The organism is Chryseobacterium sp. VD8 (assembly GCF_037149975.1).
GTDB lineage: Bacteria > Bacteroidota > Bacteroidia > Flavobacteriales > Weeksellaceae > Chryseobacterium > Chryseobacterium indicum.
This window is the reverse complement of record NZ_JBBCQL010000085.1, coordinates 1-16,577: the sequence shown is the minus strand read 5'-3', so window position 1 is coordinate 16,577 and position 16,577 is coordinate 1. Positions and strand designations below refer to the sequence as shown.

Annotated in this window: 18 protein-coding genes and 1 pseudogene; 9 read left to right on the top strand and 10 right to left on the bottom strand. The window is 36.2% G+C overall.

All coding sequences use genetic code 11. The annotated features are described in order from the left end of the window. Positions 1-50 precede the first annotated feature (50 nt). Entirely contained in the window at positions 51-425 is a 375-nt protein-coding gene (locus WFK35_RS11235) for a VOC family protein (RefSeq protein WP_336732704.1), read from the top strand. Between the two features lie 63 nt (positions 426-488). Here the strand turns inward: WFK35_RS11235 and WFK35_RS11230 are convergent, their stop codons facing one another. The 4 genes from WFK35_RS11230 to WFK35_RS11215 form a co-directional block, all read right to left on the bottom strand. Next, complete coding sequence (locus tag WFK35_RS11230) at positions 489-743, bottom strand: DUF3820 family protein (protein WP_336732705.1); 255 nt, start codon at positions 741-743, stop codon at positions 489-491. Positions 744-756: 13 nt separating this feature from the next. Beyond that, complete coding sequence (locus WFK35_RS11225; RefSeq protein WP_214587959.1) at positions 757-1,842, bottom strand: AI-2E family transporter; 1,086 nt, start codon at positions 1,840-1,842, stop codon at positions 757-759. After that, on the bottom strand, positions 1,842-2,573 hold the full coding sequence (locus tag WFK35_RS11220; RefSeq protein ID WP_336732703.1) for a beta-carotene 15,15'-monooxygenase: 732 nt from the start codon (positions 2,571-2,573) through the stop codon (positions 1,842-1,844). Before WFK35_RS11220 ends, WFK35_RS11225 begins: the two co-directional genes overlap by 1 nt. A 73-nt stretch (positions 2,574-2,646) precedes the next feature. Beyond that, positions 2,647-3,369 carry a hypothetical protein gene (locus WFK35_RS11215; RefSeq protein ID WP_336732702.1) on the bottom strand — a complete coding sequence of 241 codons (723 nt, stop codon included), beginning with the start codon at positions 3,367-3,369 and terminating at the stop codon, positions 2,647-2,649. 47 nt (positions 3,370-3,416) lie between these two features. Here WFK35_RS11215 and WFK35_RS11210 point away from each other — a divergent pair, with 47 nt between their 5' ends. Both WFK35_RS11210 and WFK35_RS11205 read left to right on the top strand, forming a co-directional pair. Beyond that, on the top strand, positions 3,417-4,394 hold the full coding sequence (locus tag WFK35_RS11210; protein WP_336689600.1) for an aminodeoxychorismate synthase component I: 978 nt from the start codon (positions 3,417-3,419) through the stop codon (positions 4,392-4,394). Further along, positions 4,378-5,004 carry an aminotransferase class IV gene (locus WFK35_RS11205; RefSeq protein ID WP_336732701.1) on the top strand — a complete coding sequence of 209 codons (627 nt, stop codon included), beginning with the start codon at positions 4,378-4,380 and terminating at the stop codon, positions 5,002-5,004. The genes WFK35_RS11210 and WFK35_RS11205 overlap by 17 nt, the downstream gene beginning before the upstream one ends. On the opposite strand, the gene menD is transcribed toward WFK35_RS11205, so the two are convergent. Next, on the bottom strand, positions 5,001-6,677 hold the full coding sequence (gene menD, locus WFK35_RS11200; RefSeq protein ID WP_336732700.1) for a 2-succinyl-5-enolpyruvyl-6-hydroxy-3-cyclohexene-1-carboxylic-acid synthase: 1,677 nt from the start codon (positions 6,675-6,677) through the stop codon (positions 5,001-5,003). The genes WFK35_RS11205 and menD overlap by 4 nt on opposite strands. Before the next feature lie 85 nt (positions 6,678-6,762). On the opposite strand from menD, the gene WFK35_RS11195 reads away from it, so the two are divergent. Further along, positions 6,763-7,713, top strand: a complete 951-nt coding sequence (locus WFK35_RS11195) for an isopenicillin N synthase family dioxygenase (RefSeq protein ID WP_214587952.1) — start codon at positions 6,763-6,765, stop codon at positions 7,711-7,713. Between the two features lie 86 nt (positions 7,714-7,799). On the opposite strand, the gene WFK35_RS11190 is transcribed toward WFK35_RS11195, so the two are convergent. Then, positions 7,800-8,069 (bottom strand): bacteriocin-like protein, encoded by a 270-nt coding sequence (locus tag WFK35_RS11190; RefSeq protein ID WP_271160056.1) that lies wholly within the window; start codon positions 8,067-8,069, stop codon positions 7,800-7,802. A 219-nt stretch (positions 8,070-8,288) separates the two neighbouring features. Between WFK35_RS11190 and WFK35_RS11185 the strand changes: the two genes are divergently transcribed. Then, complete coding sequence (locus WFK35_RS11185; RefSeq protein ID WP_336732699.1) at positions 8,289-8,456, top strand: bacteriocin-like protein; 168 nt, start codon at positions 8,289-8,291, stop codon at positions 8,454-8,456. Between the two features lie 75 nt (positions 8,457-8,531). Here WFK35_RS11185 and WFK35_RS11180 read toward each other — a convergent pair whose 3' ends face one another. Then, complete coding sequence (locus WFK35_RS11180) at positions 8,532-9,578, bottom strand: PA0069 family radical SAM protein (RefSeq protein WP_336732698.1); 1,047 nt, start codon at positions 9,576-9,578, stop codon at positions 8,532-8,534. 124 nt (positions 9,579-9,702) lie between these two features. Continuing rightward, positions 9,703-9,897 carry a hypothetical protein gene (locus tag WFK35_RS11175; RefSeq protein ID WP_235132291.1) on the bottom strand — a complete coding sequence of 65 codons (195 nt, stop codon included), beginning with the start codon at positions 9,895-9,897 and terminating at the stop codon, positions 9,703-9,705. Between the two features lie 175 nt (positions 9,898-10,072). Here WFK35_RS11175 and WFK35_RS11170 point away from each other — a divergent pair, with 175 nt between their 5' ends. Continuing rightward, on the top strand, positions 10,073-10,423 hold the full coding sequence (locus WFK35_RS11170) for a hypothetical protein (protein ID WP_235132290.1): 351 nt from the start codon (positions 10,073-10,075) through the stop codon (positions 10,421-10,423). Positions 10,424-10,449: 26 nt separating this feature from the next. Here the strand turns inward: WFK35_RS11170 and WFK35_RS11165 are convergent, their stop codons facing one another. Both WFK35_RS11165 and WFK35_RS11160 read right to left on the bottom strand, forming a co-directional pair. Continuing rightward, positions 10,450-13,134, bottom strand: a complete 2,685-nt coding sequence (locus tag WFK35_RS11165; protein WP_336732697.1) for a hypothetical protein — start codon at positions 13,132-13,134, stop codon at positions 10,450-10,452. 32 nt (positions 13,135-13,166) lie between these two features. Further along, complete coding sequence (locus WFK35_RS11160) at positions 13,167-13,964, bottom strand: DUF2797 domain-containing protein (protein WP_235132288.1); 798 nt, start codon at positions 13,962-13,964, stop codon at positions 13,167-13,169. 89 nt (positions 13,965-14,053) lie between these two features. On the opposite strand from WFK35_RS11160, the gene WFK35_RS11155 reads away from it, so the two are divergent. The 3 genes and pseudogenes from WFK35_RS11155 to secA all read left to right on the top strand — a co-directional run. Further along, positions 14,054-15,076 (top strand): GDP-mannose 4,6-dehydratase, encoded by a 1,023-nt coding sequence (locus WFK35_RS11155; protein ID WP_336732696.1) that lies wholly within the window; start codon positions 14,054-14,056, stop codon positions 15,074-15,076. 141 nt (positions 15,077-15,217) lie between these two features. Continuing rightward, positions 15,218-15,439, top strand: coding sequence for a DUF2795 domain-containing protein (locus WFK35_RS11150; RefSeq protein WP_027382805.1), 222 nt, complete (start codon positions 15,218-15,220; stop codon positions 15,437-15,439). 126 nt (positions 15,440-15,565) lie between these two features. Then, positions 15,566-16,577 (top strand): annotated as a pseudogene (secA, locus tag WFK35_RS11145) (preprotein translocase subunit SecA); the annotation flags it as partial.

Below are 16,577 nucleotides of genomic sequence, written 5' to 3'. Positions count from 1 at the left end.
GCCGCGACCGCCGAAACCTGAAATATATTTAAAAACCAACCAGCTATAAAATGAAAAGAGTAACAGGAATCGGCGGAATATTCTTCAAGTGTAAAGATCCGAAAGCTTTAAAAGAATGGTATACAACTCATCTTGGAATTGATGTTAATGAATACGGCGCAACTTTCGAATGGAAAGAGGCTGCGGAATCCAATCCAAAAGGTTCTTTAACATGGAGTCCTTCTCCTGAAACCACTAAGTATTTTGAGCCTTCCACAAGGGACTTTATGATTAATTATACTGTTGATAATCTTGAAGCTTTAGTTGAAGAACTGAAAAAAGAAAATGTTGAAATTTTAGACGAGATTGCGGTTTATGATTTCGGAAAGTTTGTACATATTCTTGATCTTGAAGGAAATAAGGTTGAGCTTTGGGAGCCTAAATAATTTTTGATTTATTTAAGATAAAAAATGTTTCGGCGGCATCTTCGATGCCGCCGAAACATTATGCTAAAATTTATACGTCTTTGTTTTAGGCTTTTGAAAATTCACTACTCCTCCCCGAATTGGAATCAGCAAATCCATTAAACCATTCAGTTTTATTTCGTAAATCGTTGCTAACTGCATTCCTAATTTTCCTTTGGGCATTCCTGTTCTGGCGAACCATTCCAGATAGCTTATCGGAAGATCCGCGAGAATGGTTCCTTCGTATTTTCCGAAAGGCATTTTAACAACGCAGATTTCCTGTAGTATTTCAGGGTTTATTCCGTTCTCCATGTTATATCATTAAATCTATTTTACCTTCCAGTTCTTCATTTTTGTTGGGAAGTTCAAGTTCAGGAGTATCGTCATCCGAAAACTCATTTCTGTATACCTGAATCAAAAGCAAAGTTAACGAAATTAAAATCGGACCGAAAACCAATCCCATGAATCCAAATAAATTCATTCCCATAATAATCCCGAAAACAGTGTTTAAAGGATGGATATCTTCTAACTTCTTCAGAAGCGTAAAACGAAGCACATTATCGGTTAATCCTACAACAATAAGACAGTAAGCAGCCAATCCCAGTCCTGTTCCCGTATTTCCCTCTGCAATCATATAAATACAGACCGGAATATACACAATTGCTGCACCCACCACAGGAACCATCGAAGCAGCTGCCGTTAATGCAAAAAGTAAAACCGGGCTTGGCGCATCAAAAATAAAATATCCTACCAGTGCAACAATACCCTGTCCGATAGCAACCACGGGAATTCCGATGGCATTGGCCATGATAAGCTTTCTCATCTTTTCGCCGATCATAGATACATTGGCTCTTTTCAAAGGAGCGGAAGACGACAGAATTCTTTCAAAAAAACGCGGCTTTGCCAACATAAAATAGAGAATAAAATACATCGACATAACTACGGTTAATGTATTTACAGTTCCGCTGAGAGCTTTTGTAGAAAACTGCCCTACGTTGCTTTTCAGCTTGTCCATATTTTCTTTGCTTAAAATATCGAACCCTACTTTATCGAAAATATAAGTATGAATTTTTTCAAGAAATACGTTAAACTTATCCATGTAAGCCTGCGCATTTCCTAATTTCTCAATTAAAAGATCTCCAATAAAATAAATGGGAAGAATAAGAATGACTAAACTGGCAAACATCAGTGTTAATGACGCAAGCCACGGTTTCCAGTTTTTCTCCTCCTGCAGATAAAAGTTATACTTCCTGCAAACCACATAGATGGTAATTGCCCCCAGAACAGAAGGGATAAACAGCGCAAGATTATAACAGATTAAACCTGTAAGAACCAAAATGATAGCAAGAAGAAATACCTGCTTTATTTTAACGCTGCTGATTTGTTCATTTTTATTCATTATTTGTTTATTATTTGTCTTGGTTTTCCTAAATGAGCGCAGTACAGAGAATACATGACTGCAAAAATGAATGGTGCCGTTACAATAATTCCAATAAAGCAAAGCACTATTCCCGCCATTGATAAAAGGAAACCTACAAATGTTGCGCCAAGGAAAACTCCGTAATTTTCTTTTACGATATTAAATGACTTTCCCAAAGCATCCGTTGCAGATGCATTTTCAAATAATAAAATCGGGTAACCCAGCATCAGAAAAGGATAGACAAAAATAATCGGGAATACACAAAGAGAAAGAGCAACGGTAGAAATGACCCCTGCCAGTAATGCGTAAATCAGGATATTTACAAAATTTTGTTTATATCCAATAAAAAGATCAGAAAACTCGATAGGATTTTTCGTATTGTATTTATTCGTCATGTAAATTAATCCCACATATAGAGGAGAAAGCAGAAGCCCTAAAACTCCGGACAACGTTAAATACAAAGGCATTCCCGGTGCACTGAATGCGCTAAAACTTGAATAATCGCCGGAATCCCGCATATCTTCGAACATTGCCGCTGAATTCACCCCGGAAACAGACTGAATAATGGCACCTAAAATACTGTAAATAATCATTGCAATTACTGCATACAGGAAAATACCTTTATACATTTCGAAAGCATGAGAAATAATGGACCCTGTACTTTTTTCCGGAACAGAACCCTGCTGGTCAAATTCATTAAATTCTGACATGGTGTAATTTTTTAATGTTATTACTACCAAATTAATATTTTTTTAGCAGAAATACATTAAAAACACGTCAATTTTATTCTTTTTCGGAGAAAATGGTTTTATAAAGTGAATAAATCATTGCATTCCAGAACGGAAAAGTGAATAAACCTCCTATAAAGAATAAAGTAAATCCAATGTATTTAAAAATTACCGCAACCATCACACAGACAAATATTTCCAGAAAATACATCTTCAATGCTTTCAAATTCAAAGAAATCGATTCGAAGATGGTTCGGTTCATAAAAAACATCATAGGAGCTACAAATATTGTAATACAAACCCAGATTACAGGCAAAATTAAGGTATTGAAAATCATGGCATAAATCAAAAACCAAAAAAGACCGTAAGAAATATATCTGAAGAAATTTGTGCCGTTATAACCTGCCAGCAAATCTCCGATCTCAATTTTCTCTTTTAAATCAATCTTTCTGAAAATCTGAAAAAATCCGAGATTTAAAGGATAAAGAAAAACCAGTGTCCCCAGTAAAGCATAGCTGAAATATCGAGAATTATCTGTTTGCCCAAGTTCCGCAGCTTTTGCTAAATAAGCATCCATTCCGTTTTTATAGGCTTCCAGAAGTTCCTGCTGCTGATCCAGAACTCCGAATTTTTCTGCAAAGAAAAACATTGAAGTAAAAAATATGGCAAAGTAAAGCACCGAAAACATCAGCTGAAAAATCAGTGTTTTATTCCAGTAGAAAAATGCCTGCTTCAATATAAAATCTAATCCCGGTTTCTGCGGATATTTGTTTTCCATTAAAAAAATTTTGTGCAAAAGTAAACATCAATAATTACTTTTGCGGAATGTTTTCGGCGAATCATCAAAAATTTATTGAAATGGATGAACTTTCACTACAGAAAGTTCCCTACTTTTTTATCATTGATTTTCTTACGGAGAATGTTGAAATCTTTAAAGAAGATGAAATTGAAAATTCAGGCTTATTAATTGATTTTCAAAACTTTTCAAACGTACAAACAAAGCCTCATTTAAACAAAAAAGTAGAATGGATTTCTTATCCTGAAACTTTGGAAAGCTTTAAAACAGGATTCGATAAAGTTCAGAAAAATATTCGCTTTGGAAATTCTTATCTGGTAAATTATACCCGAAAAACTAAAATTGAGACGAATTTAACACTAAAAGAAATATTTTATCATTCTTCCGCGAAATATAAAGTTTTTTATAAAGATTTTTTCGTATTTTTTTCTCCTGAAACTTTTGTAAAGATCAACGACGGAAAAATTTTTACCTATCCCATGAAAGGCACTATTGATGCTTCTCTGGATAATGCGGCAGAAATTCTTAAAAATGATAAAAAAGAGAAAGCCGAACATTACACAGTGGTAGATTTGCTCCGAAACGATCTGAGCATGGTAGCAGACGATGTGAAGGTTGACAAATTTCAATACATCGATTTCATCAAAACAAAACAAAAAGATTTGTATGCAATGAGTTCCGAAATTTCAGGAAACATCAAACCTGAATTTAATGGAAAACTGGGAAGCATTATGAAAAAACTGCTTCCTGCAGGTTCTATTTTGGGAGCTCCAAAACCTAAAACACTGGAAATTATTCTGGATGCAGAAGGTTATGAAAGAGGATATTATACAGGAGTTTGTGGTTGGTTTGATGGAAAAAATGTCGACAGTTGTGTAATGATCCGTTTTATTGAAAAAGAAGGAGAAGAGCTTTTCTTTAAAAGCGGGGGCGGAATTACACACATGAGCAGGTTAGAAGACGAATATCAGGAAATGAAAAACAAAATCTATGTCCCAATTCATTGAAAGCATTAAAGTAGAAGATCAGGAAATTTATTTGCTTGAATTTCATCAGAAGCGTGTAGACCGGACTTTCGCCCATTTCGGGAAAGAAGGCACAATAGATCTTGCGAAGGTGTACAAACATCTGGATCATGATGAAGACGGTCTTTTCAAGCTGAGACTTGTGTATGATCTTGATAAAAAGATCCGTACCCAGATGATTCCTTATGCAATTCCTGAAATTGATGATTTCCAGCTGGTGGAAAACAACAGCTATGATTACTCTTTTAAGTTTGAAGACCGGAAAGAACTGGAAAAAATGAAGATGAAATCCAAAGCGGAAGAGATTATTATCGTTAAAAACAATCACATTACCGACACTTCATACTCCAACCTTTTATTTCTGAAGGGCAAAGACTGGTTTACACCTTCAACTTATCTTTTGAACGGGGTACAGAGACAAAATCTTTTAAAACATAAAAAAGTAAAAGAAACCGAGATCACTTTACAGAATATAAAGCAATTCTCTCATTTCCAAATCATTAATGCGATGAATGATTTTGACGAAAACTTCATCTATCCTTTGGACAGAATTATCAACCTGCCGGGAAATGAAGAATATTTAGATCTTTAATTTTCTTTCAGGAAGTTAAAATAAGACTTTTGTATATCTGCATTATGCAGAGCCTGCGTATTGATTTCCAATATTTTAGGCTGAACATCCGGTTTAAAGAAATTTTCAAGAACACGGTCTAAAGTTACCTCTTCATCTACTTTTGTGTAAGAGAATCCGAAATGTTTGGCTAAATATTCCGCATTTTTATGATGTTTTGTGGCGATAAATTCGTCCAGAGTATTCGGATTGGCATTTCCCGGTCCCGGTATAATTTTGAAAATATTTCCTTCGCCGTTATTAAAAATCATAATTCTTACAAACGGCGGAATGTACTGATTCCAAAGTCCGTTAATGTCATAGAAAAAACTTAAATCTCCGGTAATCAATAAGGTAGGATTAGAATTTTTGATTGCAAATCCCATTGCTGTAGAAGTTGAGCCATCGATTCCGCTCGTTCCTCTGTTGCAGTAAATTCTTCTTTTACCATAATCGAAAAGCTGCGCATATCGTATCGCCGAACTGTTGCTGAAATGAATATTATAATTTTCAGGAACAATCTGTGCTGTTTTATTGAAAAAATAAAAATCTGAAAAATCCACAGAACTTATGAACTTCTCATGTTTTGCATCCTTTTTATCTCTTAAAACATCCCATAGATTGAAATAAGGCTTAGGTTCGAGATTGACAAATTTTAATAATTTAGAAAAGAAAACTTCAGGTTTTACCTCGATCTTTTCGGTCAGGGCAAAATACGTATCCGGCTGCCATACAGGATCTAAATGCCAGTGCTGTTTTGGTTTGGCTTTTCTTAAAAACTGTTTCACTTTTTTGGAAACAACGTTTTGCCCCACTGTGATCAGCAAATCCGGAGCATACATTTTAAAGTCTTCTTCCGTAAAATTGAAAACGTATCGGTCTATATGTCTGAAAAATTTTTCGTGGTATAAATTTGAATTTGCTTCACTCAACACAACAACCGTATGATTTTTAACCAATTGCGTTAACTGATTTTCCAATTCAGGACTGTGATCTTTGGTTCCCACAAGAATCATGATTCTCTGTGAGGTATTCCAGTCTGCCACAAGATTGGAAGGAATTTCGTATTCTTTCTGCTTGATTGTTTTTTCAACCGTCGGGAAAGTCGGCAATTCTGAAATCAGTTCATACAAAGGTTCTTCCAGAGGAATATTGATGTGAACCGGACCTTGTTTTTCAATACAAAGTTCAATCGCTTTTTTAATAATATCAAAATTAATATCTTCCGCATTTTCCTTTCCGTCTTCCAAAAGCTGAAAATCTCCGTAAGAATGCTGATGAAAAAGATTATTCTGACGGATCGTCTGTCCGTCGAAAATATCCACATAATCCGTTGGTCTGTCAGCAGTTAATACCAAAAGCGGAATATTGGAATAAAAAGCTTCCGTGATCGCAGGATAATAATTTACGGAGGCTGAACCACTTGTACAGGTAACTGCAACAGGTTTTTTCTCGCTCATCGCCATTCCCATTCCTACAAAAGCCGCACTCCTTTCGTCCACAATACTGTAACAGTTGAAACTGTCGATCTCTGAAAAATGAATCGCCAAAGGTGCATTTCTGGATCCCGGGGAAACAATGATATCTGAAATTCCGTATTGCTGAAGAAGGTGTGCAAGTATCTGAATACTTCTTTTGGAAGAATATTTTTTCATAATACAAATTTAACTGATAAATGCGTAACACGAAATAATTTTTAATTTAAAAATCTGTAATTTAGCAGTTCGTAAATTTCTAAAAATGGATAAAATACCTAGTGTAGACCTGCGTGATTTCCTTTCGGGTGACCCGGAACGCAAACAGAAATTTGTAAATGAAATCGGAAAAGCTTATGAAGAAATTGGTTTTGTAGCCTTAAAAGGCCATTTTCTTGATGACAAATTGGTGGATGAACTGTATGGAGAGGTAAGAAACTTTTTTGAATTGCCAACGGAAACAAAACAGAAGTATGAGATTCCGGGGATTGGCGGACAAAGAGGCTATGTAGGATTCGGTAAGGAGACTGCAAAAGGCTTCAAAAAAGGAGACTTGAAAGAGTTTTGGCATTTCGGACAATATGTGTCTGATGATTCCCAATACAAAAGCGAGTATCCGGACAATGTAATCGTTGAAGAACTTCCAAAATTCAACGAAGTAGGGAAAGAAGCTTTCCAAATGTTGGAAAAAACAGGACAGTATGTTCTGAGAGCTTTAGCGCTTTATCTTGGTCTTGATGAATTTTATTTTGATGATAAAATTGCAGAAGGAAACTCTATTTTAAGACCTATTCATTATCCGCCGATCACGGAAGAGCCGGATGATGCGGTAAGAGCTGCTGCTCACGGAGACATTAATCTGATTACTCTTTTAATGGGTTCTCAGGGGAAAGGTCTTCAGGTTCAGAATCATAACGGAGAATGGATCGATGCGATCGCAGAACCGGATGAACTGATGATTAACGTTGGAGATATGCTTTCGAGACATACCAACAACAAACTGAAGTCTACGATTCACAGAGTGGTAAATCCGCCAAGAGAATTGTGGGGAACTTCAAGATATTCAATTCCTTTCTTTATGCATCCCGTGAGTTCTATGTCACTGAATGCTCTTGAAAACTGTGTAGACGAAAACAACCCTAAATTGTATGAAGATACAACAGCAGGAGAATTTTTACACGAGAGATTAATTGAATTAGGATTGATTAAAAAATAAATACAGAACCGGGTAAATTTGCCCGGTTTTTTGTTTTTAGGGAAAATATATAAGAAAGGAAGGCAACAAACACCTTCCTTTTTTTATTATCCTGTAATACAATAGAATTCAGGACAAGGTGTGGATTGTGTAAAAGTTCCCCACGGACAGATACAGGTATAAGTATCTCCACCGCCGCCGGGATTTCCCGGATCTCCTCCCGGATCCTGATACGGTACACATTTTCCGCCGGAACAGATTTCATTTGCGCCACAGCCGCCTGAACCGGGACCGCCTCCTTCAATGCAATACGCAGGACCGTAGCCCGCAGAAATTCTTTTTTTGTCTTCTCTTGAAAGCTTTTTAAAATTTTTCATAGTTTTGATTTGATGTACTCCTACTCTTTCAGCTTTTCGGAAACCGCTTATTTATTGAAAACTCAATAATGAAAAATATAAAATATTATTCACCAATATATGAAAATTCAGCCATTTTTTATTGATGCATAAAAAATAATTAAAAATATACCACAACTGTTTGATTTATTAATTTTTTGATTATCTTTACATTACTATCAAATTTTTAACTAAAACAATATGAAAAATTTAAAAAAATTAAGCAAAAGTCAATTAAAAGGAATTAAAGGATCAGGCGTAATCAAATCTCTACCGCAAGAACCGGAATTCTGCATGTATGTTTGCGGAGACATCATTGTGTGCGCTGCATGCAGCAAGGATTTCAAATGTCCCGTAACAGATATGTAGACCGGACTGCAAAAAGTTATAAAAAAACCGTTCCTGATTGGAGCGGTTTATTTTTTTCATTATTGAAGAAAATCATCAATCAAACAACCTCAGCTGCTGATCTTTTGTTCCTGTAAAATTCTTGACAGAAAGTTTTGGAAATTCTTTACCATCAAAAAATTTTTTTCTCCCTATTTTAAAGGTATTATGAATCATTTCTGCAATATTTCCTTCTCCCTTTTGCCTGTCGAAGAACTTTTTCTCACCTAATTTTCCGCCCCGCATGGATCGGATAAGATTTAATACTTTCTGTGCACGATCTGGAAACGTATTTTCAATCCAGTTGACAAATACCGGTTCTACAGAATCATTTAATCTCACCAGAGTATATCCAAACCCTTGTGCTCCGGCTTCAGCAATGGCTTTCAGTATCATTAAAGGTTCATCACTGTTTAATCCCGGAATAATGGGAGCAACCATTACATTAACGGGAATTTCATTTTCAGACAGAATTTCTATGGCTTTCAGCTTGTTTTTAGCAGAGCTGGTTCTCGGCTCCATCTTTCTTCTAAGCTCCTCATTTATGGTGGGAATACTTAAAGAAACAGACACAAGATTCTGTTCAGCTAAAGGCTTCAAAATATCAATATCCCGAAGAACCAGAGCGTTTTTTGTAAGAACATGGACAGGATGTCTGTAATCCAGACAAACCTGCAGTATGTTTCTGGTAATCTCAAACTGCCTTTCTGCAGGCTGATAACAGTCTGTATTTCCTGAAAGTAAAATGGGAGACGGCTGATATCCTCTTTTCTGAAAAAACTTTTCTAAGAGTTCCGGTGCATTTTTCTTCACCATGATCTTTCTTTCAAAATCAACTCCGGCGCTATATCCCCAATATTCATGAGTAGGTCTTGCAAAGCAGTAGGAACAGCCGTGTTCGCAGCCCTGATAAGGATTCATGGAATATTCCATCGGTAAATCATCACTTTTCACCTGATTGACAATGCTTTTGGGGAAAACTTCGGTAAAGGAAGTTTTTACGGTTTCAAAATCATCATCTTCAGGTTCAAAGGTATATCTGTCGAAACGGTTGTTAACGTTTCGCTGAGCGCCCTGTCCTTTTATGATATTTTCGTTCTGCATTTCTGATGTAAAATTAGAGGGTAATGATGTTAAAAAAATCAATTTTAACATTAAAGTTTTCCACAAGAAAAATCCGAAACTTCAAAAGCCCCGGATTTTAACATGATTTAGATATATTTTTTAACTACTTCAGTGCATAAAATTCTACGCCGTGATATTCTTCGTCGTAGTTTTTGTCGTCGAAATGTCTGTGATAATCCGAATAGGCATCACTGTATTTTTTATCTTTTCTGTGTAATATTTTTTTAATTCCTATGATACTTAATACTGCCAAAAGACCAACTCCTCCTGCCAGTAAAACTCCGACTTCTTTTTTCATATTCTGTCTGATTTATATACGGTCTTTATTGCAAAAAGCATACCCAACCATTTTCTGTCATTATAATTTTTGTTAATAAATACTGAAAAAAAATTTAAAATTGATTTGTCTTTGCCAATACCACATAAAATAAAGCAATGGTTTAATTATTGTACTTTGAAGAGAAAATAGTATTATGGAAAGCACAGGTAACATTGATAAAATGACAACATTAAGCCAGGTGATGGCAAAATTGGCACAAAGAGGCGTCCACAGAGAATTCCGAATGAATGAAAACTGTGAAATGAAATTTGAAAATTCTGAAAGAATTTACCAGCCTGCAGATCTCACCATTATTAAAACTTATCGTTTTGAGGGACCAAGCAGCCCGGATGACAATGCTGTTCTCTATCTGGTAAAAGATTCTGACGGGAATATAGGCATGATCATCGATTCTTACGGAGCAGACAGCAATTATCCCGGCGAAGATTTTGATAAATTCCTAAGAGAAATTGCTTTTGACGAGACTGAAGATTACAATTACTAAAGTTTACATACGATGAAAATCCGGACTTATTCAGTTCCGGATTTTTCTTTTTTCTTAAATATACCTTTCAGGAAACCTTTCTTCTCGGGTTCTTTTTCAGACTGTTCCTTTTTATTCTGATCCGGACTCTTTTTTATCTCCTGCCCGATTTCTTTTACAGACTGTTTCATGCCTTTTACATCTTCTTTTACATTTTTCACTGTCTTTTTGGCATTCTCAACCGTTTTTTTGGCGCCATCGATATTAATTCCGATCAAAGTTTTTTTCAATCCCTGCTCAATTCCTTTCCAGAAAAGATTGAAGAACGATTTGGTAGGATCTCTCTCTACATTTTCTATCTGCACATCTTCAGGAAGCTTTCCTGAATCTGTTTTTACCAGAAGATTGGCAACGGCAGTTAAAAAACCTTTCTTTTCACGGTTGTTTTTATCCAGAATGGCAATTTTAAGATCTTTATGTTTCAGATTAAAACTTCCGTTCAGTCCTTTAGGATTCCCTTTGAAATTGAACAGCATTTCCTGAATGGTTCCCGTTGCTGTTACATGAAGATAAGGGCGGATAAACGGGTTGATTCCCTGCGCCGGAAGATTCGAGGTTCTTCCGGAAATATTGAAAGCATCACGCTGATCGGCAACATCGAAATTCCAGTTTACAGAAAGCGGCGCAAACTTCATAAAAGAACAGTCTATTTTAATGTCCACTCTTGTCGGCTTTCCTTTCATTTTGGCAGAATTGAGGTTTTTAATATTCATATTAAAATTGCTGAATGTCAGTTTTCCCGGTCCTGCACTTTCAGGCGTATCCTCTTCATACACGAGAACAGAGTTTCTAAGATTCAGATTATTGATTACCATCGGAATTTTTATAGAGCGTAGCAATCTCGAATACAAAGGTTTTTCTTTAGGATCGTCTTTCGGGATTTTACTTCTGAAAATATTGGCATCGGCAAACTCAATGGTTACATTAGAAGCGTTAATCGATTTATTGTCAGAAAACAGATCCCATGTTCCGTTTGCCGTAATCTGATTTACTTTAATATCGTATAAATCTCTTTCCACGGGAATCATTTTGATAAACTGGGCTCTCGAAACGATAGGCTTTATCGCAAACTGAGAAAGCCGGATGTTATTTTTATCCACCTTCAAAGCGCCGGAAGTCATATGATAAAACTCCATTTTGTAAGCAAAATTGTCCGAAGTAAGCGCATAGTTTTTTACATCAACTGCGATTCCTGAGTTGTCCGGTTTTGAGGTAAGCTGAATATCATTAATGGTTGCATTCAGTTTATTAAAACTCAACGGCTGATTGTTTTTCTCATAGGTAATGTCTGAATTTCTCAATACTACTTTTCTGATGATTACCGGAAACTGAATACCACTGAGGTTGACTGTTTTTTTTGCTGCCTGAACTTCTCCTGCTTTGATGCTTCCTTTGACCTGATCTACTAAAATATCTTTTACATCAGGATTCAGTTTCTTATCAACGGATTCCCATTTATTGATGTTGAAACCAATATAGTTTGCGACAAGATTCATTGAGGTTTTTCCTGCTGCGGAACCATTCGGAACAACGGAAATATTTCGGATTTCTCCTTTTTTCGGATTTAACGTGAAACTTTTTACTTTAAAATCCTGATGATCGGAGTACAAAATATCCTGCGCTGAAAACTGAAAGTCTTTATAACCTACCGGAATAAGTTCTTCTCTTGTTTCCTTATCAAACCTCAGTTTATTGATGTTGAGGTTTGCCTTTTTAGTGTAGAAAAGCTGATCTCCGTTAGGTTTCATTACCTGAACAGTGGCGTTATTCAATTTTATATCTTCGAGATCAATATCAAAATTAACTGGTTTTTTAGGCTTTACCGGAGCCGCATCTGTAGTGTAAATCTTAAAATCAGGATTGTAAAAATTTGCGTTTGCCAGAGAAACTTTATTCTTTTTCAGAACAATATCTTTGAACTCCATTTTTTCGATATTAAACTCAAAAAGCTGCTTTTTTTTAGGATAATATTTTTTAAACTGCTCAAAAGTAACGAGCGGAATGAGTTGAAGCCGATCAATCGACATTTGTCCGTTTCTCGTTTCTATTTTACTGATTGCCAAAGCATACACATTATCGGGACGAAAGAAAAAATTACTTCCTTTAATGGTATACTGATCGAAAACGACAGGCAATTTATCTTCTACGGCTTCTTCCGTCATCTGAAGATTTTCAACATACAGATTCAGATCCTGCACAGAAAAGAATTTCTGCTTCGTAAATCTGAAAATGCTGATATTTCCTTCATTGATTCGGATGTTGTCAAAACGTACCGGATTTCTTTTCTTTCCTGTTTTTGTATCAACCGGTTTCGCAAGAATAATATTCAGATTAGGTTTAGACAACAGTAAATCCGAAGAACTGATCTGCTTGTTAAAGATGGCATCATAAATCCCGAAACGGCTTATCTTCAGGGTATCAATTGTTCCCTGAAGTCCGATAACATTAAAGTTTTGCGGATTTTTGCTGTTTACGGTAATTCCTGTGGAAAGAATATTTCCCGACACCAGATCCACATCCAGACTTTTGTAGGAAACTTTATAATCTGTATTGTTTTTTATGTACTGCGGAAGCCTTGTTTTCAGCCATATATTCAGTCCAAGATTTGCCAGTAAGATAACTGCAAACAGAATTCCGAGAGCAAGAAATAATTTTTTTACCCATCCTTTCATTTTTTGTGATTTGGTTTTAATTCAATATTCTATTAATTTTTAACAGTCAATTCAATTACATACCCTTCATGTCCTCTTACGTTAATAAATTCGCCTCCGTCGAAACCTAAGTACTGCCCTTTAATTCCTGTTAATTTCCCTGTATATTCGGGTCTTTTATCGAGGGTAAAAGAAGTTACTTTTTCAGGTTTTTCAAACGGATAATCGAATCTCCAAAGATTTTCTCCTTCACTGTAGAACTTCTGGAAATCTTCAGGAAAATATTCTTTTATCTTCTGCTGAAAATCGGCAAGGTCTATCTCATCTTCAAAATCATCCTGAAGCATTTTCTTCCAGCTTGTTTTATCGGCAACATGCTGCTTCAAAGCGACCTCAATCATTCCTGCTTCATATCGGTTTTCGGTTCTCGCAATCGGCAGCGCAAATGTGGCACCCTGATCAATCCATCTTGTAGGAATCTGAGTATTTCTTGTAACTCCTACTTTTACTTCTCCCGTGTACGCAAGATAAACGGTATGTGGCTGTAACTGAATTTCCTTTTCTATATCCAAATCCCGTTCCGCAATTCCCAGATGCGCTGTGGAAAGTTCGGGACGAATGATGGTATCGCTTGCATAAGGACTTTCAAAGAAGCAGTTTTTGCAGAAACCCATTCTGTAAATCGGCTTATTTTCGCCACAGTTTACGCATTGGTAACCTGTATGTTTAATGGTAAGTTCTTTTCCGAAAAGTTCATTCATGTGAATCAGATCACCGGAAAGATTGAGATAATATTGGATCGGCTCATCGTTGAAGCTCGTCATCTTTAAAATTTGCCCCTGAAACTGCATATTAATTTTATATTACTTTTTTAAGTAAATTTAATGATTATATTTTTCACGAAGTAAATTTATATTTTTGTAAGACGAAAAACATACGGATGAATTATCTTGTAACCGGAGGAAGCGGTTTTATTGGTTCCCACCTTACCGAACAATTATTAAAAAAAGGACATTCTGTCATAAACATTGACAATTTTGATGATTTCTACAGCTATCAGATAAAAATTCAGAATACTTTAGACGCTATACAGCATTTTTCGGATTTTGAATACTTAGAAAAAGAGAAAGATATTGAAAAACTGACTTCAGTTTCAGAATCAGAAAATTACAGACTGTATTATCAGGACATCCGCGATAAAAAAGGGTTGGAAGAAATATTTAAGAACCATAAAATAGACGTTGTTATTCACCTTGCCGCACTTGCGGGAGTTCGTCCTTCCATAGAAAGACCTCTGGAATACGAAGAAGTCAACATCCGCGGAACCATGAATCTTTGGGAACTCTGTAAAGATTTCAATATCAATAAATTTGTCTGCGCTTCCTCATCAAGCGTTTACGGAAATAACGAAAAAATTCCTTTTTCTGAAACCGACAATGTAGACAATCCCATTTCTCCGTATGCAGCAACCAAAAAATGCGGTGAAATTTTAGGACACGTTTATCACGATTTATACAAAATAGATATGATCCAGCTCAGATTTTTCACGGTTTACGGGCCCAGACAAAGACCTGATCTTGCCATTCATAAATTCACAAAATTAATTTCCGAAGATCAGGAAATCCCTTTCTACGGAGACGGAAGTACAGCGAGAGATTATACTTATATTGATGATGTTGTTGACGGTATTTTAAAATCAATCCTCTATCTGGAAAATCATTCAGATGTTTATGAAATTGTTAATCTGGGCGAAAGCGAAGTAATTAATTTAAACGAAATGCTTTCCACCATCGAAAAGACGTTGGGAAAATCTGCCATCCGCAAAAATCTGCCAATGCAACCCGGAGATGTCCTGAAAACCAATGCCGATATTACCAAAGCAAGGACATTAATTGGCTACAAACCTGACACAAACTTCCAAAATGGCATAAAAAAATTTGTGGAATGGTTTTTGAGAAAATGACCTCAGTAAGCCGGAAAAAGTACTTTAAACACTTTCTGAAGGCGCACGATGAACGAAATTTAACAAAAAGAATTGAAAATCAAGTATAAAAAAGCATATAATATAAGCTAATTTTATACTTTTGCAAAAAATTAAAAAATTATGTACTGGACATTAGAATTAGCTTCATACTTAAGTGACGCACCTTGGCCAATGACTAAAGCAGAGCTTATCGACTACGCAATCAGAACTGGTGCACCAATGGAAGTGGTAGAAAATCTTCAGGCTATCGAAGATGAAGGGGAAATTTATGATGCGATCGACGAGATCTGGAGCGATTATCCTACGGACGAAGATTATCTTTGGAACGAAGACGAATATTAATGAAAAGCATTAAGCTTTAGGCACTGCTTAGAGCTTTTTTGCCCTTTTTTATATATTATTTTTTACACAATAAGTGTTATTTAAAACGCTTAAAGGATATCCTTTTAAGCATAAAGCAAAAAATTTATGAGTTTTTTAAACAAAGTTCTAAAAGGGTTTTTGGGAGACAAAAAAGCGCAGGACCTAAAAGAAGTAAAAAAAGTTGTAACAAAAATCAAAGCTGTTGAACCCGCTATTCAGCAATTGTCTGATGACGGTTTAAGAGATAAAACTGCTGAGTTTAAAGAAAATATTAAATCTGCAACCAGCAAAATCACAGCACAGATAGAACAGATCCAGGAGCAGATCAAAAATTCGAAAAACGTAGACGAAAAAGAAGCGCTTTTCTCGAAGATTGAGTCTCTGAAAAAAGAATCATACGAAATTGAAGAAAAAGTTCTGAGCCAGATTCTTCCTGAAGTTTTCGCTTTGGTGAAAGAAACAGCAAGAAGATGGGCGCAAAACGGAGAAATCCGCGTAACGGCTTCAGACTGGGACAGACAATTGGCTGCCGCAGGAAAAGATTTCGTGGAAATTCAGGGCGATCAGGCAGTCTGGAAAAACTCATGGGACGCTGCAGGAACGCCTGTGAACTGGGATATGGTACACTATGATGTACAGTTCATCGGTGGGGTAATTCTTCACAGCGGAAAAATTGCTGAGATGGCGACCGGAGAAGGTAAAACTTTGGTAGGTACGCTTCCAATTTTCTTAAATGCACTTCCGGGAAGAGGAGTTCACGTAGTAACGGTGAACGACTATCTTGCGAAAAGAGACTCGGCATGGATGGGACCATTGTACCAGTTCCACGGAATGTCAATCGACTGTATTGATAATCATCAGCCAAACTCAGACGGAAGAAGAAAAGCATACAATTCAGATATTACCTACGGAACGAATAATGAATTCGGTTTCGATTATCTGAGAGACAACATGGTAACTTCACCTTCAGAACTAGTACAAAGAGAACTGAACTTTGCGATCGTGGATGAGGTAGACTCTGTATTGGTAGATGATGCAAGAACACCGTTAATTATTTCAGGTCCGGTTCCGCAGGGAGACAGACAGGAATTTGATGTTCTTAAACCTTCTATCGACA